Genomic DNA, 20,387 nt, shown 5'->3' with positions numbered 1-20,387 from the left:
ACGTCACCATCCGCAGGAGTCGTCAGATGAAGATCTCTCCCGACAGTGCCGCCGATCTGATCGCCCGCCTGCTCAAGCGCCGCGGCGTCAGCCGCGTGTTCGCGCTGTGCGGCGGCCACATCATGCCGATCTGGATGCGGCTGGACGCGGAAGGCATCGGCATCATCGACGTGCGCGACGAGCGCGCCGCCGTGCACATGGCGCAGGCGCATACGGAGCTCACCGGCGAGCTCGGCGTCGCGCTGGTCACCGCCGGGCCGGGCATGACCAACGCGATCACCGGCATCGCCAATGCCCATGTCTCGCGCGCGCCGGTGCTGGTGATCTCGGGCGGCAATCCGCGGCCGCAGGAGAACCGCGGCGGCCTGCAGGACATGGATCACACCCAGCTGGTGCGCTCGATCACGCGCTATGCGCGCACCGTGCGGGAACCGTCGCTGGTGCTGCAGGAGCTCGACGAGGCGATCTCCCGCGCCTTCGGCGACGGCGGCGAGCCCGGGCCCGTTTTCATCGATTTCCCGGTGGATACTTTGCGCGGCATCGTGCCCAAGGCGCTGCAACTGGAGGAGCATCTCGCACCGAAGCCGCGGGCGGCGATGCGGCCGGATCCGGCCGAGGTCGAGAAGGCGGTCGAGCTGTTGTGGTCGGCGCGCCGCGTGCTCGTCATCTCCGGCCGCGGCGCGCGTGGCGCCGGCCCGGAGCTGATCGCGCTGCTCGACCGGCTCGGTGCGGTCTATCTCGACACCGGTGAGAGCAGGGGGCTGGTGCCCCACGATCATCCGTCTGTTGTCGGCGCGATGCGCGGCGCCGTGATGGGCGATGCCGACGTCGTGCTGACGGTCGGCCGCCGGCTCGACTTCCAGCTCGCCTACGGCTCCCCGGCTGTGTTCAAGGACGCCAAATTCGTCCGCATCAGCGACATCGCCAGCGAGCTGCGCGACAACCGCCGCGGTGCGGCCGAGATCCTGGCGACACCAGCGGAGACCTTGCGCGCGATGGTGGGGCTGGCGGGCAACCGCGAGTCGGCTGTCGATCGGCAATGGGCTGCAAGACTGCGGGCGGCGCATCAGGAGCGTGCCACGAAGCTGAAGCAGAGCATGGCGACGGCGCCGGCCGGCTCCGACGGCCGGTTGCATCCGAATCGTGTGCTCTCGGCCATCCAGGACGCGATCGGCAACGACGCCGTGGTCATCGCCGACGGCGGCGATTTCCTGTCCTTTGCCCGCGTCGGCCTGAGCGCGCCCCTGATGCTCGATCCCGGCCCGTTCGGCTGTATCGGCATCGGCGTGCCCTATGGCATTGCCGCGAGCCTGGCCTATCCAGACAAGCCGGTGGTGGTCGCGACCGGCGACGGTGCCTTCGGCTTCAACGCGATCGAGGTCGACACCGCCGTCCGCCACAAGGCGCCGGTGCTGATCGTCGTCGCCAACAATGGCGCCTGGCAGATCGAGGTGCACGACCAGGCGGTGACACATGGCAAGGTGGTCGGCACCAGGCTGCAATTTGCCGATCACGCGGCGATGGCGCGCGCCTTCGGCATGCATGCCGAGCGCGTCGAGACCGAGGAGCAGCTCGGCCCCGCGATCCAGCGCGCGCTGGCCAACCGCCCGGCGCTGCTCGACATGGTCGTCACGCCGGAAGCGGTGTCGTCGGATGCCAAGACAGGACTCGCCTGGGTGCCGGACCTGCAGCCGCTTGCTGCGTGGGACGAGGCGGAACGGAAGTGGCGCGGCTCGTGAGGCCTCACACCTGCTGCAGTTGGCGCGGCGCGCTGAGCCACAGCGCGAGCAGGGTGCAGACGGCGCCGGACAAGAGATAGCCGCCGGCCGACAGCAGGCCGAGATTGGCCGCCAGCACCAATGCCGCCAGCGGCGCGAAGCCGGCGCCGAACAGCCAGGCGAGGTCGGCGGTGAGCGCCGAGGCCGTGTAGCGATAGGTGCGCGCGAAGTTGGCGGCGATCGCGCCCGAGGACTGGCCGAACGACAGGCCGAGCAGGATGAAGCCGAGCACCATGTAGATGGTCTCGCCGACCGGGCCGGCGTCGAGCAGTTGCGGAGCGAAGCCGGAGAACACCGCGATCGCGATCGCCGAGCTGATCAGGAGCGACTTGCGCCCGATGCGGTCGGCCAGCATGCCGGACACCACGATCGCGACGACGCCGAACACCGCGCCGACGGCCTCGATGATCAGGAAGCGCGCCGGGGTCTCCTTGGTGAACAGGAACACCCAGGACAGCGGAAACACCGTCACCATGTGGAACAGCGCGAAGCTCGCCAGCGGCGCGAAGGCGCCGATCACGATGTTGCGGCCCTCGTGCCGAATCGTGGTGATGACGCGTGCCGGCTGCAATTCGCGCGACTGGAACAGCTCGTCATATTCCGGCGTCACCACCATGCGCAGCCGCGCGAACAGCGCCACGACGTTGATGGCAAACGCCACGAAAAACGGGTAGCGCCAGCCCCAGTCGAAGAAGTCGGCCGCGGAGAGATAACCGACGAAGAACGCGAACAGCACGCTGGCGACGATCAGCCCGAGCGGCGCGCCGAGCTGCGGGATCATCGCATACCAGCCGCGCCGGTGCTCCGGCGCATTCATGGCGAGCAGCGACGCCAGCCCGTCCCAGGCGCCGCCCCAGGCGAGGCCCTGGCCGATCCGCGCCAGCGCCAGCAGCCAGATCGCCGCGGCGCCGACGGTGTGGTAGCTCGGCAGGAACGCGATCGCGACGGTCGAGGTGCCGAGCAGGAACAATGCGGTGATCAGCTTGGCGCTCTTGCCGTAGCGGCGGTCGATCGCCATGAAGATCACGCTGCCGAACGGGCGTGCGATGAAGGCGAGCGCGAACAGCGCGAACGAATACAGGGTCTGCGTCAGCTCGTCGGCGAACGGAAACACGAGGCGCGGAAACACGATCACCGAGGCGATGGCATAGACGAAGAAGTCGAAGAATTCCGACGTGCGCCCGATGATCACGCCGATCGCGATCTCGCCCGGATGCGCCTCATGCGTGCGGGAGAGTTGGGTTTCGCCGTCGGCGGTCGCCGCTGCCTGTGTCATCGCGCTGCCTGCAGTCCTCTCATACTCTATTGTTGCCCCGTAATTGTCGTCCTCGGCGCCGCTCCGGTATTGGACAAATTGTCCAATGTCGGCCGTGTCGTCCGGTCGCTACGTGAGGCCTCGTTCAGAGATCCGCCGTGCGACGAGGTTAAGCGTGCGTTACTGGAAATTCTTGGCACTGCTGCCGCTGGGGCTCGCGCTCGGAGGCTGCAATCTGGTCGTGCTCTCGCCCTCCGGTGACGTGGCCGCCCAGCAGCGCGATCTCGTGATCATCGCAACTGTGCTGATGCTGCTGATCGTGGTGCCGGTGATGGCCGCAACCGCCATCGTGGCCTGGCGCTACCGCCAGTCGAACCAGGCGGCGGCCTACACGCCGGATTGGGATCACTCCACCCAGCTCGAGCTTCTGATCTGGGCGGCGCCGCTGCTGATCATCATCTGCCTGGGCGCGGTGACGTGGATGGGCACGCATCTGCTCGATCCCTATCGCACGCTCGGACGCATCTCCGCCGAGCGCGCGGTGACGCCGCAGGACAAGCCGCTCGAGGTCGACGTCGTCGCGCTCGATTGGAAGTGGCTGTTCATCTATCCCGAATATGGCATCGCCAGCCTCAACGAGCTTGCGGCGCCGGTGAACCGGCCGCTCGATTTCAGGATCACCTCGTCGTCGGTGATGAACTCGTTCTACATCCCCGCGCTCGCCGGCCAGATCTATGCGATGCCGGGCATGCAGAGCCGGCTGCACGCCATCATCAACAAGCCCGGCGTCTATCGCGGCTTCTCGGCGAACTACAGCGGCGCCGGCTTCTCCGGCATGCGCTTTGCCTTTCATGGCCTGTCTGACGTCGAATTCGCCGGTTGGATCGAGAAGGCCAAGGCCAGCGGCGCCGAGCTTGGCAAGCCGGACTATCTCAAGCTGGAGCGTCCCAGCGCGAACGAGCCGGTCCGCTACTACGCATCGGTGGATAGCGACCTGTTTCGCGCCGTCCTCAACATGTGCGTCGAGCCCGGCAAGATGTGCATGAGCGAGATGATGGCGATCGACGCGAGAGGCGGCATGGGCATGGCCGGCGTCCGCAACACGCTGCCGCTCGCCTACGACAAGTTCGCCGGCCGCGGCGCCGTGTTCGGCGCCGAGCCGAGCTTCGTTGCCGGCGGCGTCTGCCTGCCGGGCGATCAGGTCACGCGGATGGCCGACGATTCCTCGCCGACGGTCCTGGCGCCGCTCGACTGGACGCCGCTGCAGGGCCGTGGATTGGAGCGGCCCGGCCTGCTGCGGCCGTCCAAGGCCACCTTCATCACGGGGACAACCTCCAAATCGGATTCGTGACGTCGGATTCGTGAGGGTCACATCATGTTCGACACTGCCAATCTCACCAGGTTCATCTTCGGCCGGCTGACGCTGGAGTCGCTGCCGTTGCACGAGCCGATCATCGTCGGCACCTTCGCGATGGTCGCGCTCGGCGGCCTCACGCTGTTCGGCGCCATCACCTATTTCCGGCTGTGGGGCTATCTCTGGAAGGAGTGGTTCACGACCGTCGACCACAAGCGCATCGGAATCATGTACATGGTGCTCGGCATCGTCATGCTGCTGCGCGGCTTCGCCGATGCGCTGATGATGCGCCTTCAGCAGGCGATCGCGTTCAACGGCTCCGAAGGTTATCTCAACTCGCACCACTATGATCAGGTGTTCACGGCGCACGGCGTGATCATGATCTTCTTCGTGGCGATGCCTTTGGTCACCGGCCTGATGAACTACGTTGTGCCGCTGCAGATCGGCGCCCGCGACGTGTCGTTCCCGTTCCTCAACAATTTCAGCTTCTGGATGACCACGTCGGGCGCCGTTCTGGTGATGTGCTCGCTGTTCGTCGGCGAGTTCGCGCGCACCGGCTGGCTGGCCTATCCGCCGTTGTCGAACCTCTCCTACAGTCCGGATGTCGGCGTCGACTATTACATCTGGGCCCTGCAGGTCGCCGGCGTCGGTACGCTGTTGTCCGGCGTCAACCTGATCTGCACGATCGTGAAAATGCGTGCGCCCGGCATGACCATGATGAAGATGCCAGTCTTCACCTGGACCTCGCTGTGCACCAACGTGCTGATCGTCGCCTCCTTCCCGGTGCTGACGGCGGTGCTGGCGCTGCTGTCGCTCGATCGCTACGTCGGAACCAACTTCTTCACCAATGATTTCGGCGGCGATCCGATGATGTATGTCAACCTCATCTGGATCTGGGGCCATCCGGAGGTCTACATCCTCATCCTGCCGGCCTTCGGCATCTTCTCCGAGGTGACCTCGACCTTCTCGGGCAAGCGGCTGTTCGGCTACACCTCGATGGTCTACGCCACCGTCGTCATCACCATCCTGTCCTACCTGGTCTGGCTGCACCACTTCTTCACGATGGGCTCCGGCGCCAGCGTGAACTCGTTCTTCGGCATCACCACGATGATCATCTCGATCCCGACCGGCGCGAAGATGTTCAACTGGCTGTTCACGATGTATCGCGGCCGCATCCGCTTCGAGCTGCCGATGATGTGGACGGTCGCCTTCATGCTGACCTTTGTGATCGGCGGCATGACCGGCGTGCTGCTTGCAGTGCCGCCGGCCGACTTCGTCTTGCACAACAGCCTGTTCCTGGTCGCGCATTTCCACAACGTGATCATCGGCGGCGTGCTGTTCGGCCTGTTCGCCGGCATCGCCTACTGGTTCCCCAAGGCGTTCGGCTTCAGGCTCGATCCGTTCTGGGGCAAGATGTCGTTCTGGTTCTGGACGGTGGGCTTCTACTTCGCCTTCATGCCGCTCTACGTGCTCGGCCTGATGGGCGTGACCCGTCGGCTGCGCATCTTCGACGATCCGAGCCTGCAGATATGGTTCATCATCGCCGGCATCGGCGCGTTCCTGATCCTGCTGGGCATCGCGAGCTTCCTGATCCAGATCGCGGTCAGCATCCTCCGCCGCGAGCAGCTCGCCGACGTCTCCGGCGATCCCTGGAATGCGCGCACCCTGGAATGGGCGACGTCGTCGCCGCCGCCGGCCTACAACTTCGCCTTCACGCCCGTCGTCCACGACAACGACGCCTGGTGGGACATGAAGCGCCGCGGTTACGCGCGTCCGCTCGCCGGCTTCAAGGCGATCCACATGCCGAGCAACACCGGTACCGGCATGATTCTGGCGGGCCTCAGCACCACCATGGCATTCGGACTGATCTGGTACATGTGGTGGATGGCGGCAGGCAGCTTCGTCGCGCTGCTCGCGGTCGCGATCGGCCACACCTTCAACTATCACCGCAGCTTCCACATCCCGGCCGATGAGGTCATAAGCGTCGAGCGCGCGCGCACCAAGCTGCTCGTGGCAGGAGCCAAGTCATGACCGTTGCGATGGGCACGATGAAGGCCGGGGAGCCGGTCTTCTATGTCGTCGACGAGCACGAGCATCCCGAAGGCAGCAGCACGATGCTCGGCTTCTGGATCTATCTGATGAGCGACTGTCTCATCTTTGCGATCCTGTTTGCCGTCTATGGCGTGCTCGGCGCCAGGTACGCCGCCGGGCCGGCGCCGAAGGATCTGTTCGACCTGTCGCTGGTCGCGGTCAACACCTCGTTCCTGCTGCTGTCGTCGCTCACCTATGGCTTCGCGATGCTGTCGATGCAGCGGAACCGCATTGGCGCGATGCAGGCCTGGCTCGTGGTGACCGGGCTGTTCGGCCTCGCCTTTCTCGGCATCGAGCTGACCGAGTTCGCGCACATGATCCATGAGGGCGCGACGCCGCAGCGCAGCGCCTTCCTATCGTCGTTCTTCACGCTGGTTGGAACCCACGGCCTGCATGTGACGTTCGGTCTGGTCTGGCTGGTCACCCTGATGGTGCAGGTCGGGACCCACGGCCTGATCGAGGCTAACCGCCGCCGGCTGGTCTGCCTCAGCATGTTCTGGCACTTCCTCGACGTGATCTGGATTGGTGTCTTCACCTTCGTCTATCTGATGGGGATGCTTCGATGAGCTCTGATGCACACGCGCACGGTTCGGCGGACGACCATGCCGGCACGCGCTCGGGCCAACTGATCGGCTTCGGCGCCTCCGTCGTCCTGACGGCGATTCCGTTTCTGCTGGTCATGAACGGCTCGCTCGACAAGCAGGCCACGGCGCTGATCATCATGGCATTCGCGGCCGTGCAGGTCGTCGTCCACATGATCTTCTTCCTGCACATGAACACCAAGGCCGAGGGCGGCTGGACCATGATGGCGCTGATCTTCACCATCATCATGGTGGCGATCGCGCTCAGCGGCTCGCTCTGGGTCATGCATCACCTGACCACCAACATGATGCCGGTACACGAGATGGGCCAGACGCCGTGATGTCAGCTCCTGCCGACGGGGCAGGGGAACGCGACGAGGCCAGCCGCGGGCGATCCGGCGCGCTGCGGCTCGCGATCGTTGCGGCGTGGGTTGCCTGCGTCGCGATGCTGCTGTCGCTGGGCGTCTGGCAGATCGAGCGGCGGGCCTGGAAGCTCGACCTGATCGATCGCGTCGAGCGCCGCGTTCATGCCGCGCCCGTGCCGGCGCCGAGCCCGGCGGATTGGCCGGCCATCGATCGCAGCAGCGACGAGTACAAGCTGATAACGTTGAGCGGCCGCTTCCTCAACGACCGCGAGACGCTGGTCCAGGCGCTGACGGTCGAGGGCTCCGGCTATTGGGTGGTGACGCCGCTGCAGACCGCCGGCGGCGCCGTGCTCGTCAATCGTGGCTTCGTGCCCGCGGATCGCCGCGCGCCCGCAAGCCGCAGCGCCGGGAACCCGAATGGCACGGTAAGCGTGACCGGATTGCTGCGGATCTCCGAGCCTGGCGGCGGCTTCCTGCGCCACAACGATCCCGCGGGGAATCGCTGGTATTCACGTGACGTCGCGGCGATCGCGGCGGCGCGCGGTCTGTCCGACGTCGCACCATTCTTCGTCGATGCCGATGCGACCCCGAATCCCGGCGGACTTCCAATCGGCGGACTCACCGTGATCTCGTTTCCGAACAACCATCTGGTTTACGCGCTGACCTGGTTTACATTGGCCCTCATGCTGGCCGGCGCCGGGCTGCAGCGGCTCATCCGCGCGCAGCGTGAGCCCAGCGCGCCGGCAGCGCAGGATGTGGAATGGGATCAGCAGCGGCAGGACATGGGTGGATGCGGGACGGCGTCTTGAGCGATCGACGCTTGCCGTTCTGCCGGCGGAGATCGGACGGGCCCTCATGAGCAGCGAGGCCCCCAATTTGCCGTTCGGAGTCGTGGCCGCGATCGCCACACCCGAGATCAACGCGCCGCTGCCGACCAAGGACGCGACCAACCGCAAGAACATGGTGCTGCTGATCCAGCTGCGCTGGATCGCCGTGGTCGGCCAGATCGTCACCATCGGCTTCGTGACCACCTGGTTCGGCATTGCGCTGCCGGTGCTGCCGATGGCGGCGATCATCTGCGCGCTGGTGGCGCTCAACATCGCCAGCCATATCTGGCTGCGCAGGCGCGACGACGTCGGCAATCGCCATTTGCTGATCGCGCTGATGCTCGACGTGGTGGCGTTGACATCGGAGCTCTATCTCACCGGCGGCGCGTCGAACCCGTTCACGTGCCTCTATCTGCTGCAGGTGACGCTGGGGGCCGTGCTGCTCGACGCGCGCTCGTCCTGGTCGCTGGTCGCGCTGACGGTGCTCAGCTTCATCTGGCTCACCATCGAGTACCGCCCGCTGCAACTGCCGCAGCATCATGTCAGCGATGCCTTCACCCTGCACATCACCGGCATGTTCGTCGGCTTCATGCTCGACGCCGTGCTGCTCGTCGTCTTCGTCACCCGCATCAACCGGAACCTGCGCGAGCGTGACGCCAAACTCGCCGATCTGCGCCAGCACGCCGTCGAGCAGGATCACATCATCCGCATGGGCCTGCTCGCCTCAGGCGCCGCGCATGAGCTCGGCACGCCGCTGGCGTCGATCTCGGTCATCCTGAACGATTGGCGCCGCATGACCGCGATCTCTGCCGATCCGACGCTCGCGGAGGATTTCACCGAAATGGAAGCGGCGGTGCAGCGCTGCAAGTCGATCGTCACTGACATCCTGGTCTCGGCCGGTCAGGCGCGCGGCGAAGGCTCGGCGCCCACGACGTTGAAGGCGTTCCTGACGACGCTGGTCGCCGAATGGAGCGCGGCGCGCTCGGCGCGCAATCTGATGGTCCGCAACGAGTTCGGCTCGGATCCGGCGATCGTCTCCGACGTCGCCCTGAAGCAGGCGATCGTCAACGTGCTCGACAACGCGTTCGAAGTCTCGCGCGAGTGGGTGGAGTTCGTGGTCGAACGAGATGGTGATCAGCTGCTGCTCAGCGTCAGCGATCGCGGGCCGGGTTTTGATCCGGCGATGCTGGGGCAACTCGGACGTCCCTATCAGTCGAGCAAGGGCCGCCCGGGCCGCGGCCTGGGCCTTTTCCTGGTGGTCAACGTGATCCGCAAGCTGGGCGGCAGCGTTTCCGCCTGGAACCACCGGGGACGTGGAGCGACCGTACGGCTGTCACTGCCGTTGTCGACGCTTGTCATTGGAGAGCGCGATGGCGAATGACCTGTCCCTCCTGATCGTCGAGGACGATGACGGTTTTGCACGCACCCTGAAGCGCTCGTTCGAACGGCGCGGCTACGAGGCCGTCGTCGCCGGCTCGCTCGAGGACGTCGACGAGATCCTCGAGAAGAAGACGTTCGGCTATGCCGTCGTCGATCTCAAGCTCGGCGGCGCTTCCGGCCTCGTCTGCGTCGAGAAGCTGCATGCGCACGATCCGGAGATGCTGATCGTGGTGCTGACCGGCTTTGCCAGCATCGCCACTGCTGTCGAGGCGATCAAGCTCGGCGCCTGCCACTATCTGGCCAAGCCGTCGAACACCGACGACATCGAGGAGGCGTTCCGCAAGGCGCAGGGCAATGCGCAAGTGGCCCTGGCCGAGCGCTCCACCTCGATCAAGACCCTGGAATGGGAGCGCATCCACCAGACCCTGATCGAGACCGACTTCAACATCTCCGAAGCTGCGAGGAGGCTCGGCATGCATCGCCGGACGCTCGCGCGCAAGCTGGAGAAGCGCCCGGTGAAGTAGATCGATCCGGTTGTTGTCCGGAGGAGTGGAGCTCATTCTTTCCGACCTACTCCCTTGCCAGAGCCGTTGCCGGATCGAGCCGCGAGGCGCTGCGGGCGGGCATGTAGCCGAAGCCGATGCCGATCGCCATCGACGTGACGGCGGCGCCGACCATGGCGAGCGGCGAATAGATCAGCTGGAAGCCGACGTCGAGCGCGTTGAAGACCGTGCCGAAGCCGACCGCGAGCGCAAGGCCCAGCGCACCGCCCAGCAGGCAGACCAGCACCGCCTCGATCAGGAACTGCATCAGGATGTCGCTGCGGCGGGCGCCGACCGCCATGCGCACCCCGATCTCGCCGACGCGCTCCGACACCGACACCAGCATGATGTTCATGACCCCGATGCCGCCGACCAAGAGCGAGATCACGGCGATGGCCGCCACCAGCAGTGTCAGCACCTGCGTCGTGCTTTCGACGGTCTTGCGGATGTCATCGGTGTTGAGGACGAAGAAATCCTTGGCATTGTGCCGCGCCGTCAGCAGCGCCGTTGCGGCACGCTCGGCCGCCGCCATCGGCGTCGCCTCGTCGACGCGGACGCTGATGCTGCGCAGCACCTGGTTGCCGAGGAAGCGCGCCTGCACGGTCGTGTAGGGCAGGTACACGATCGGCGTGGAGCTGGAGCCGAAGCCGGCCTGCTGCTGCTTGGTGATGCCGACGACGCGGCAGGGCACCTTGCCGATCAGGACCACGCTGCCGAGCGGACTGACGTCGGGATCGGGAAACAGCGCCTTGCGCGCATTATCGTCGATCACGGCGTCCTGGGCGTAGGAGCGCACGGTATCGGCATCGAGATAGCTGCCTTCGGCAAGCTCGGTGTTCTTGACCCGGAAATACTGCTCGCCGACGCCGGAGATCTGGGCGCTGACCTCGATCGCGCCGAACCGCAGCGTGCTGGTGGTCGAGACCGTCGGCGAGATCGCATCGACATAAGGCTGCTGCGCCATGACCTTGGCATCGGCGAGCACCAGCGTCCTGATCTTGCTGGAGCGCGTATCGCCGAAATCCTTGCCGGGAAAGAATTCCAGCGTGTTGGTGCCGAGCCGGTTGATGTCCTTCAGCACCTTGGCCTGCGAGCCCTTGCCGAGCGCCAGCACCAGCACGACCGAGGCGACGCCGATGATGATGCCGAGCATGGTGAGGAATGCGCGCATCCGGTGCGCATTCATGGCGAGCAGTGCCATCCGCGCGGCCTCGCGGAAACGGTCGAGCTGGCTGCGCCACCACGACGCCGCCTGCGCTGCGTGGTCTTCGGTCGCTGCGGCTGGCGCGGGTTCCGAAGTCCGCGGATTGAGCCGGTCGGAAATGACGCGGCCGTCCTCGATCTCGATGATGCGCCGGGCGCGCTGCGCGACGCTCGGATCGTGCGTGACGATGATGACGGTGCGCCCGGAGGCGCTGATCTCGTCGAGGATGCGCAGCACCTCCTCGCCGCTGGCGCGGTCGAGCGCGCCGGTCGGCTCGTCGGCCAGGATCACGTCGGGATCGTTGACCAGCGCGCGGGCGATCGAGACCCGCTGCTGCTGGCCGCCCGAGAGCTGACCCGGCTTGTGGTCGGTACGGCTGCCCATGCCGAGCCGCTGCAGCAGCGCCTCGGCCTTGCGGTGGCGTGCCGCCGGGCCGAGCCCGGCATAGACCGCAGGCACCTCGGCATTGTCGGCGGCGCTGAGTTCGCCCAGCAGATGGTAGCGCTGGAAGATGAAGCCGAAATGCTCGCGCCGCAACGCCGCCAGTTCGTCCGGATCGAGCGAGCCCATCTCGCGGCCGGCGATCCGGTAGCTGCCGGATGTCGGGCGGTCGAGGCAGCCCAGAATGTTCATCAGCGTCGACTTGCCGGAGCCAGATTGCCCGACGATGGCGACCATCTCGCCGCGCGCGATTTGGAGGTCGACCCCGCGCAAGGCATGGACGGCGCTTTCGCCGGAGGCGTAGCACCGCCCGACGTTCTGCAGATCGATCAGCACCTCCGCCATCACGGGCCTCCGGAGGAGGCCGGCGGCGGCATCACGGTTCGCTTCGGTCCCTCGTCGGGCGTCGAGATGACGACCCGCTCGCCCTCGCGCAGGCCGGACTGCACCTCGGCCCGGATCTTGTTGTTGAGGCCGATGCGAATGGTGCGCCTCTCCAGCGTTCCTGCGCCGGTCAGCACGCGCACCGTGTAGCTGCCATCGGGATTGGCGTTGCCAAGCGCGGACGACGGAATGGTCGGGACCTTGCGGGCCTCGCCGAGCAGGATGTGAACCTCGGCCGTCATGTAGGTCATCAGCCGCCCGTCCGGATTGGCGATGTCGAACACGCCGTTGTAGTAGATCGCGGAGGACGTGGTGGACGAGGACGAGCTGCTGCTCGACGTGGTCGTCGTGCTCGACGAGAAGCTCGAATCGCTCTTGATCGATTCGGGCGCCGGCTCGATCGATCCGAGCGTGCCCTCGTACCGATGATCGGGCTCGCCCAGCACGGTGAAATAGACGTTCTGTCCGGGCCTGACCTTGACGACATCGGCCTCGGAAATCTCCACCCGCACGGTCATCGTCTCGACCTGGCCGAGCACGACGATGGTCGGTGCCGACTGCACCGCATTCACGGTCTGGCCCTGCTGGGTGACGATCGACAGCACGGTGCCGTCGATCGGAGCCGTGATCTTCGTGTAGCCGAGATTGACGCGCGCGGTCTCGATCGCCACCTCGGCCTCGACGATCTGCGCGTCGAGCTGCGCGATCTGGGCCTGGGTCTGCTTCGCGGTCGCCTCGGCGCTGTCGTAGTCGGCGCGCGACGACGCCTTCTGCGCCAGCGTAACCTGCTGCCGCGCCAGGTTGGCCTCCGCCAGCGCCAGGGTGGCGACCTTCTCGTCACGCTGCGCCCGCACGCTCCGCAGGCTCGCCTCGTTGGTGCGCAGCGTGTTCTGTTGCGTCAGCGAGTCGATCTCGGCGATCAGGTCGCCGGCCTTCACTTTCTGGCCGAGCTTGACGTTGAGCGCGACGAGGCGCCCCGAGGCCTGGGCACCGACCGCGACGAGCTTGACCGGCTTCAGCGTGCCGGTGGCGAGCACGGTCTGCTCGATGTCGCCGGTCGTGACGGGTGCGGTGACGAGATTGGCGTTGGGATTGCTGGTCAGCCTCATGATCAGCACGATCGCGGCGGCCAGAACGACGAGCGCTCCGGCGATCAGCAGCGGCCAGCGGCGTGGCCGCTTCGGCTTCGGCGCCGGCGCGAGGCCGCCATCGACCGCGACCGGTCGGGGCATGTGGGATAAGGGTGCGTTCATCGGATCACTTCGGAGGCACTTTTTGAAGTTCAGATCGTAGATTATTTGGGCGCGACGGCCTGTGCGAGATGCGGGCCGGTGCCGCTGTCGACGACCTCGGGCAGCGAGCTGTCGATCGCTGCGGTCCAACCGCCGCCCAGCGCCTTGGCCAGCGCCACGTAGTTCTTCGCGAGCGTAGCGCGGCTGGCGAGCAGGTTGTCCTCGGCGGTGAACTGCGAGCGCTCGGCATCGAGCACGTCGAGGAAGGTGCTGGAGCCGGTCTGGTAGAGCGAGCGCGACAGCCGCGCGGCTTCGCCATAGCGCCGGGCCGACTCGCTCAGGCTGCGGATGCGGATGCGCTCCTGGCCGAGGCCGACGATGGCGTTTTCGACGTCTTCGAGCGCGCTCAGCACCGCGCTGCGCCAGGCGACGTGGTATTCGTCACGCTGCGCTTCCGCGACCTCGACGGCGGCCTGCAGCTTGCCGCCGTTGAAGATCGGCACCGAGACGCTCGGGCCGATCGACCAGCCGATCGTCGAGCTCTTGCCGAGATCGCCGAGCTTCAGCGCCGTGGTCGAGACCGTGCCGGTCAGGCTGACATCCGGGTACAGCGCGGCGGTGGCTTGGCCGATCTTCGCGGTGAACTGCGCGAGCTGCCGTTCGGCCTTGCGCACGTCGGGCCGCATGACCAGCACGTCGGCCGGGATGCCCTTCGGCAGCGGCAGGCGCGGCGATGGGATCGGCGCCGCGCGCGACAGGCGGAGATTCAGGGCCGTCGGGTCGCGGCCGAGCAGGACGCCGAGCCGATGCACGGCCTGCTGATAGCTGCTCTCATAGGTCGGGATGGTTGCTTCGGTGCTGGCGGCCAGCGCGCTCGCCTTGGCGGTGTCGACGGCCGAGGCAGAGCCGGCATTCTGCTTGCGCTCGGTCAGCGCCGCGGTCTCGCGCTGCGAGGCGGCAGTGCGCCGCGCCAGCGCCGCTCGCGCCTGGTAGGCGCGGGCATCGATGTAGTTGGAGGCGACGTCGCCGACCAGCGTCAGCAAGGTCGCGCGCAGATCGTCCTCGGCGGCATCGACGCCGTAGGTCGCCGCCTCGACCGCACGGCGGTTGGCGCCGAACAGATCCAGCTCCCAGCTCGAATCGAAGCCGGCCTGGTACTGGCTGTAGGTGGTAGGAGCGATCGCGATGCCGCTCGTCGAGCTGCCGGCGCTGCGGGTCTCCGTTGCCGTGCCGGTGCCGCTGACGGACGGAAACAGCGCGCCGACCGCCTGGCGCTGCGTCGCCCGCGCCTCGCGGATGCGCGCCTTGGCGGCGGCGACGTCGAGATTGCCGGCAACCGCCTCGCTGATCAGTTGATCGAGCAGGTCATCATTGAGGTTGCGCCACCACTGCGCGAGCTTCAGCGTCTGCGCCGGCCGATTGCGGTCGCTGCTCCAGCGCTTCGGCACGCCGAACTCAGGCGTCACGTAATCGGGGCCGACGGCGCAGCCGGCGAGCAGCGGCGTGGCGAGGCAGAGTGCGAGCAGGACGGGCTTCACGGCGGCTGATACTATCGCGGTTCGAAAGGAGGCCGCGCCGGCTGGTCGGCCACGCCGCAGGACTTCCCCGTGTTTGTTTGATGCGCGGAGCCTAGGCAGGTTAACGATTGCGCAGGATTAAGTCGCGTGAAGAAATGTTTCCGCCTTAACAATACAGCTTACTTTCGCCACGATCGGACCTCGCTTCGGGCTGTTCTTTTGGACTCAAATCGACCATGTTCCGCGCATGATGTCGTCACACGATACCGCCGTGTCCGCAGACGCGAACATACCGGCAGCCGCGCGCATTCTCTGCGTCGAAGATGACCGGGAGATTGCGGCGCTGCTCACCGAGCTGTTGCAGGAGCACGGCTTCGCGCCGCGCTTCGTGTCCTCCGCGGCCGCGATGAACGACCTCCTGCAGCGCGAGCAGGTCGACCTCATCATGCTCGACGTGATGCTGCCGGACGACGACGGCATGAGCATCTGCCGCCGCCTGCGCCAGATCTCGACCGTGCCGATCATCATGGTGACGGCGAAGGGCGAGGACATCGACCGCATCCTCGGCCTCGAGCTCGGCGCCGACGACTATGTCGTCAAGCCGTTCAATCCGCGCGAGCTGGTGGCGCGCATCCGCGCGCTGCTGCGCCGGTCGCAATTGCATCCCGCCGTGATCGCGGCGCGGCAGGCGCCGATGACGTTCGACGGCTGGCGCATCGAGCCGGCGACGCGCACGCTGTTCGATCCCGACCGCGTCAAGATCACCTTGACCAGCGCGGAGTTCGATATCCTGCTGGCGTTCTGCCGCAATGCCGGCCGCGTGCTGTCGCGCGAGCAACTGATCGAGCTGGCGCACGGCGGGCAGGCCGGGCCGGTCGAGCGCAGCATCGACGTCCATATCAGCCGTATCCGGCAGAAGATCGAGCCGGGCGCGCGCAGTTGGTCCCTGATCAAGACCGTGCGCCTCGGCGGCTACGTGTTCACGCCAAGAGTCGAGACCATCGATGACGCCAGATAGCAAGCCGTGCCCGCGCCTCGGCCTCACCACGCAGATCGTGACCTTGGCGTCGCTGTCGGTGCTGTTCGGCATGGTGCTGATGATCGCGGCCGCGCTGCTGTTTCTCGATCCGCCCGACGAGCAGGAATCGCCGGCCTACGGCATCGCGCGCGTCGCCGAGGCGGTGCACTTCGTCCGCGCCGCGAACGACCCCGTGGCCGTCGAGAGCAGCCTGTCGAGCCTGCGCAGCTCCGGCATCCAGGTCGAGCTGGTGCCGCTGACCTCGCTGACGCTGCTCGCCAAGCCGGTCAGGGACGTGCCATGGACCTCGCGGCTGGCCCGCCGTCAGCTCAGCGTGCTGCGTGACGTCACCTTGCTCCACGGCGTCGGCTATGGTGCGGCGCCGCCGACCCAGATCATCGTCCAGGTCGACGGCGAGCGTGCGCTGGTGTTCGACGACGTGCCGCGCCTCGAATTCTGGTCGATGGTGCTCAAGCCGACCGCCGTATTCCTGTTTCTCATCCTGATCCTCGGCGTGCTGCTGTCGATCTACGCGGCGCGCGCGATCATCAGGCCGCTGTCGGACATGGCGCGCGCGGCGGCCGCGTTCGGCCGCTCGCCGGGGGCGCAGGAGCCGCTCGGCCGGCGCGGGCCGAAGGAGATCGTGCAGGTCGCCGACGCACTGAACGAGATGCAGGCGCGCATCCGCGCGCTGCTCGATGACCGCACGCGCATGCTGGCGGCCATCAGCCACGATCTGCGCACGCCGCTGACGCGGCTCAGGCTGCGCTCGGAGCGCATCGGGCAGGGGGAGATGCGCAGCGCGATGCTGCGCGACATCGACCAGGTCAGCCGCATGCTCGACGAGACGCTCGACTACCTGCGCGACGACACCAAGGCCGAGCAGCCGGCGCGGATCGAGCTGGCGAGCCTGCTCGAGACGATCTGCTGCGACTTCGCCGATGTCGGCCACGCCGTCAGCTTCGATGGACCGTCGCGGCTGGTCTGCGAGGGCCGGGCGCGGGCGCTGTCGCGCGCCGTCACCAACGTGGTCGAGAACGCGGTCAAGCACGGCAGCGAGGTCGTGGTCAGCCTGTCGACCCTGGCCGACGGCATGATCGCGATCGAGGTCGCCGATGACGGCCCGGGCATTCCGCAGGCGCTGCAGGCGCGCGCGCTGGAGCCGTTCGTCAAGCTCGACCAGGCGCGCTCCGCCGGCGGCTTCGGCCTCGGGCTGTCGATCGCGCAGGAGATCATGAAGAAGCATGACGGCGGCATCGCGCTGATGCCCAACGCCCCGCGCGGCCTGCGGGTACGGCTGTCGCTGCCGCTGCGCCTCGCGATGCCCGCGGCGATCCCCGCCAAGGTGGCGTAGCAGACGCCACGAGGAGGAAACCCCGCCGGTGCTGATCCCGGCGGGGCCTTTGCGTTCGCCGATGTCGAGGGACGGCAATCAGCTCACGCGCTTCCAGGTCTGTCCGCCGCAGAACAGGCCGCCGAAGGCGCAGCCCTGGACCCGCAGCGTGTTCGGATTCTTGAGCACCACGGTGGAGTCGTAGTTGCCGCCGCCGTCCGGATCGTGGATGCGGCCGACCCATTTGCTGTCCTTCGGCTTCATGTTGATCAGGATCTTCTCCCGCGTCTTCTCGGCAAAGCCGCAGATGTTGGCGCCGCACGGCTCGATCACGACATTGCCCTTGCCGCCCTCGGTGGCCCACAGCCCGAGCGGCGAGTTCGGATCGGCTGCCGGCGCCGGCTGAACTGCGGCAGGCGCCGCGGCAACCGTGACCGGCGCGGGTGCCGGGGCTGGCTGTGGAGCAGGCGCGGTCGCCGCGACCGGCGCCGGCGGCACCGGCATCTGCACGGTCGTGGATGGCGCAGCGGCAGTGGGCGATGCAGGGGCTGGCGCGGCCGCGGCTGGCGCGGTGGCGGCGGGCGCCGGCGCGTTGACGACCGGCGGAGCCGCCACGGGCGCCGCGACAGCGGGGGCCGGAGCGCCGGCCGCAGGCGCGCTGCTCGCCGGCGCATCGTCATCGTCGAGCTTGGATGATTTCAGCCCGCTGAGGTCGATGCCGGACACCTGCAGGCAGGACAGCGACTGGCAGTTGCGCGGCACGGTGACGCGGATCTTGTGTCCGTCGAAATTGAACGCGATCGAGCTGCCGGCCTGCGCGGCGCTGCTCGCGATCAGAACGGCTGCTGCGGCCAGATACACGGTCTTCATGAATGAGCTCCCTCGGACGGCGTCGTGAACCTGGAGGGAACTCTTAGACGCGGGTGACGGCGCGATCTGTGACAAGGGTCACAGCCGAAAAGCCAATGCGGCTGGGGCCGCACGCGGCCCACCGCAGCCCGTCCATCGATCGAGGTCGGATCGCAGCGATCAGATCATCCCGACGATGATCGCGCCGACAAATGCAAACACGACATACGTGACCACCATGCTCAGCCGATCGGCAAGGCTCATGGGACCGCTCCCGTTTCGCATCTCGCGCACCTGGCGTGCGCTCGCGCTTGACGCCTGCTCCGCAAAGCGCGCGCCACACATATCCGATCGGCATCGGCAAAAAAGACAGCGCGGTTGTCGCTTCCCCGTAAATGGACTGCCTTTCACGTCACGATGGTTTGCGCGCCGTAAATGGACGGCATTGACAGGTCCTTAAGCAAATTGCCGCAAACCTCTGCATATGACGCGCGGAGTTCGTTTGTATCTCGTCGGCTCCATCGTCCTTGTCTCGCTTGCGGGTTGCGGCCGTGGATTCTTCCAGGAGCGCGAGCCGTGGCGGGCCGAGGCCGAGATCGCCTGCCTGAAATCGGGCGCGGTGAAGGAGAGCGCGGATATCGTCCGCATCAATCCGATCTCCGGCCCCGGCATGTGCGGCGCCGACTATCCGCTGAAGGTGGCGGCGCTCGGCGAAGCGACCACGAGCTATGGCTTCGCCGATGAAAGCCTGCGTCCACCGGCCGCGATCGGCGGCCAGCCGCGCTGGCCGATCAACCAGCCGCCGCAACGCTACGCCCCGCCCGCGACCTATCAGCCGCAGGCCGCGCCGCAGCCGGCCTATCCCGCGTCGAGCGCGGCCTATCCGAATTCGGCATCGCCGTCCCATGGCGCCCCTCCCGGCGCGCCACTGCAGCTCGAGCCGCCGGTCGGCGAGGACGACGTCGATCAGCCGGCCGACGCGGCCTATTCGCCCTATCGCGGTCAGCCGGCCGCTCGCACCGCCTATCCGCAGCAGGAACCGCCGCCGCGGCTCGGACCGTCGCGCGATCCGGTCGGCACCGTCGGCCCGGTCGCGGTGAAGCCGACCGCGACGCTCGCCTGTCCGATCGTCTCGGCACTCGACCGCTGGATCGCGGAGTCGGTGCAGCCGGCAGCCCAGCGCTGGTTCGGCACCAAGGTCGTCGAGATCAAGCAGATCTCGGCCTATTCCTGCCGCGGCATGAACGGCAATCCGAGCGCGCACATTTCCGAGCATGCCTTCGGCAACGCGCTCGACATCGCCGCCTTCACGCTCGCCGACGGCCGCCGCATCAGCGTCAAGGACGGCTGGATCGGCCTGCCGGAGGAGCAGGGCTTTCTGCGCGACATCCAGGGCGGGGCGTGCCAGCAGTTCACCACCGTGCTGGCGCCCGGCTCCAACGTCTATCACTACGACCACATCCATGTGGACCTGATGCGCCGCGCCAGCCGCCGCATGATCTGCCAGCCAGCCGCGCAATCCGGCGAGGCGGTGGCGGCACGTGCGCAGCAGCGGCGCTATGGCTACGGCCAGCGCGAGCCCGACGTGACCAGCTCGATCCCGTCGCGCAAGCAGCCGCGCAGCATCGGCCAGCTGATCAACGAGGAAGACGAATTCCGGGACTATTGAGAGGGCGAATAGGGAACAGCGAGTAGCGAATCGGGATCGGGACGATCACCTGCTCGCCATTCGCCATTCCTGTGCGCGGCTGTGGATTTCTTTCGCCGTCAGCCGCGCCTGACCGCGCTCTGTCCCGCCCCGAAACGGAAACCCCGACGTCACGCGCTGCGGATTAGGAGTCCGTTGACCAGTTTTGCCGTCCGCCTTTGGCCGACACTAGACCTGCCACAGTCGCCAGGAACAAGGCGCGCGGGGTTCTGGTTGCTGCCGGATTGGGAGAGGCGGAGATGGCATCGTATCGCATCAAGGCGATTGGGGCGGGCTTCGAGGTCGGCACCGCCGAGCAGGCCGTGCTGGTCTGCCGCTCGCTGAAGACGGCACGCCGCGCCGTCGCCGATGCACAGCGTCTGGAGCGGATGCCGCCGAAGCCGATTCCCTGGCGCACGCCGCCGGAGAGCGAGACGTCGGCTGGTGGAGCGGAGGATGCCGCGCGCAGCGAGGATGCCGACACCGAGGTTCTCGTCGTGTCGGATGGCCCGCCTCTGTGCTGCTGACTAGATCATGATGCGATTCCAC

The 20,387-nt window shown here is 67.1% G+C and carries 17 protein-coding genes; 12 read left to right on the top strand and 5 right to left on the bottom strand.

What is annotated here, in order from left to right; translation table 11 throughout:
- Positions 1-26 precede the first annotated feature (26 nt).
- Positions 27-1,739: a thiamine pyrophosphate-binding protein gene (locus QX094_RS04510; RefSeq protein ID WP_315769213.1), complete on the top strand. Its 1,713-nt coding sequence runs from the start codon at positions 27-29 to the stop codon at positions 1,737-1,739.
- Between the two features lie 4 nt (positions 1,740-1,743).
- Here QX094_RS04510 and QX094_RS04505 read toward each other — a convergent pair whose 3' ends face one another.
- Positions 1,744-3,054, bottom strand: a complete 1,311-nt coding sequence (locus QX094_RS04505; protein WP_315769211.1) for an MFS transporter — start codon at positions 3,052-3,054, stop codon at positions 1,744-1,746.
- A 154-nt stretch (positions 3,055-3,208) separates the two neighbouring features.
- Between QX094_RS04505 and cyoA the strand changes: the two genes are divergently transcribed.
- Genes cyoA through QX094_RS04470 form a run of 7 tightly spaced genes read left to right on the top strand, consistent with a single transcriptional unit; the run spans position 3,209 to position 10,155 of the window.
- On the top strand, positions 3,209-4,384 hold the full coding sequence (gene cyoA / locus QX094_RS04500) for a ubiquinol oxidase subunit II (protein ID WP_315769210.1): 1,176 nt from the start codon (positions 3,209-3,211) through the stop codon (positions 4,382-4,384).
- Between the two features lie 24 nt (positions 4,385-4,408).
- Complete coding sequence (gene cyoB, locus QX094_RS04495; protein WP_315769208.1) at positions 4,409-6,418, top strand: cytochrome o ubiquinol oxidase subunit I; 2,010 nt, start codon at positions 4,409-4,411, stop codon at positions 6,416-6,418.
- Positions 6,415-7,044: a cytochrome o ubiquinol oxidase subunit III gene (gene cyoC / locus QX094_RS04490; protein WP_315752396.1), complete on the top strand. Its 630-nt coding sequence runs from the start codon at positions 6,415-6,417 to the stop codon at positions 7,042-7,044. The genes cyoB and cyoC overlap by 4 nt, the downstream gene beginning before the upstream one ends.
- Entirely contained in the window at positions 7,041-7,400 is a 360-nt protein-coding gene (gene cyoD / locus QX094_RS04485; RefSeq protein WP_315769206.1) for a cytochrome o ubiquinol oxidase subunit IV, read from the top strand. Before cyoC ends, cyoD begins: the two co-directional genes overlap by 4 nt.
- A complete protein-coding gene (locus tag QX094_RS04480) occupies positions 7,400-8,233 on the top strand; it encodes an SURF1 family protein (protein WP_316184037.1) in 834 nt (277 codons plus the stop codon). The genes cyoD and QX094_RS04480 overlap by 1 nt, the downstream gene beginning before the upstream one ends.
- A 46-nt stretch (positions 8,234-8,279) precedes the next feature.
- Positions 8,280-9,632, top strand: coding sequence for an ATP-binding protein (locus tag QX094_RS04475; protein WP_316184036.1), 1,353 nt, complete (start codon positions 8,280-8,282; stop codon positions 9,630-9,632).
- Positions 9,622-10,155, top strand: a complete 534-nt coding sequence (locus QX094_RS04470) for a response regulator transcription factor (RefSeq protein WP_316184035.1) — start codon at positions 9,622-9,624, stop codon at positions 10,153-10,155. The genes QX094_RS04475 and QX094_RS04470 overlap by 11 nt, the downstream gene beginning before the upstream one ends.
- Before the next feature lie 46 nt (positions 10,156-10,201).
- Here QX094_RS04470 and QX094_RS04465 read toward each other — a convergent pair whose 3' ends face one another.
- Genes QX094_RS04465 through QX094_RS04455 form a run of 3 tightly spaced genes read right to left on the bottom strand, consistent with a single transcriptional unit; the run spans position 10,202 to position 14,972 of the window.
- Entirely contained in the window at positions 10,202-12,163 is a 1,962-nt protein-coding gene (locus QX094_RS04465; RefSeq protein WP_316184034.1) for a MacB family efflux pump subunit, read from the bottom strand.
- The gene (locus QX094_RS04460) at positions 12,163-13,455 is read right to left on the bottom strand and encodes an efflux RND transporter periplasmic adaptor subunit (protein WP_316184032.1); all 1,293 of its coding nucleotides are present in this window, start codon (positions 13,453-13,455) and stop codon (positions 12,163-12,165) included. Before QX094_RS04460 ends, QX094_RS04465 begins: the two co-directional genes overlap by 1 nt.
- A 41-nt stretch (positions 13,456-13,496) precedes the next feature.
- A complete protein-coding gene (locus tag QX094_RS04455) occupies positions 13,497-14,972 on the bottom strand; it encodes an efflux transporter outer membrane subunit (protein WP_315769200.1) in 1,476 nt (491 codons plus the stop codon).
- A 226-nt stretch (positions 14,973-15,198) separates the two neighbouring features.
- On the opposite strand from QX094_RS04455, the gene QX094_RS04450 reads away from it, so the two are divergent.
- Both QX094_RS04450 and QX094_RS04445 read left to right on the top strand, forming a co-directional pair.
- Positions 15,199-15,969 carry a response regulator gene (locus QX094_RS04450; protein ID WP_315713462.1) on the top strand — a complete coding sequence of 257 codons (771 nt, stop codon included), beginning with the start codon at positions 15,199-15,201 and terminating at the stop codon, positions 15,967-15,969.
- Positions 15,956-17,323, top strand: coding sequence for an ATP-binding protein (locus QX094_RS04445; protein WP_316184029.1), 1,368 nt, complete (start codon positions 15,956-15,958; stop codon positions 17,321-17,323). Before QX094_RS04450 ends, QX094_RS04445 begins: the two co-directional genes overlap by 14 nt.
- Positions 17,324-17,401: 78 nt before the next feature.
- Here the strand turns inward: QX094_RS04445 and QX094_RS04440 are convergent, their stop codons facing one another.
- Positions 17,402-18,172 (bottom strand): DUF2147 domain-containing protein, encoded by a 771-nt coding sequence (locus QX094_RS04440; protein ID WP_315769196.1) that lies wholly within the window; start codon positions 18,170-18,172, stop codon positions 17,402-17,404.
- Between the two features lie 463 nt (positions 18,173-18,635).
- On the opposite strand from QX094_RS04440, the gene QX094_RS04435 reads away from it, so the two are divergent.
- Positions 18,636-19,820, top strand: coding sequence for an extensin family protein (locus tag QX094_RS04435; protein WP_315825288.1), 1,185 nt, complete (start codon positions 18,636-18,638; stop codon positions 19,818-19,820).
- 278 nt (positions 19,821-20,098) lie between these two features.
- Positions 20,099-20,365, top strand: a complete 267-nt coding sequence (locus QX094_RS04430) for a hypothetical protein (RefSeq protein WP_315713457.1) — start codon at positions 20,099-20,101, stop codon at positions 20,363-20,365.
- Positions 20,366-20,387 lie beyond the last annotated feature (22 nt).

It is taken from the genome of Bradyrhizobium sp. SZCCHNS1050 (assembly GCF_032484785.1).
In the GTDB taxonomy this organism is placed as follows: domain Bacteria; phylum Pseudomonadota; class Alphaproteobacteria; order Rhizobiales; family Xanthobacteraceae; genus Bradyrhizobium.
Note: the sequence above shows the minus strand (reverse complement) of the source record. Positions and strands in the feature narration are given on the sequence as shown.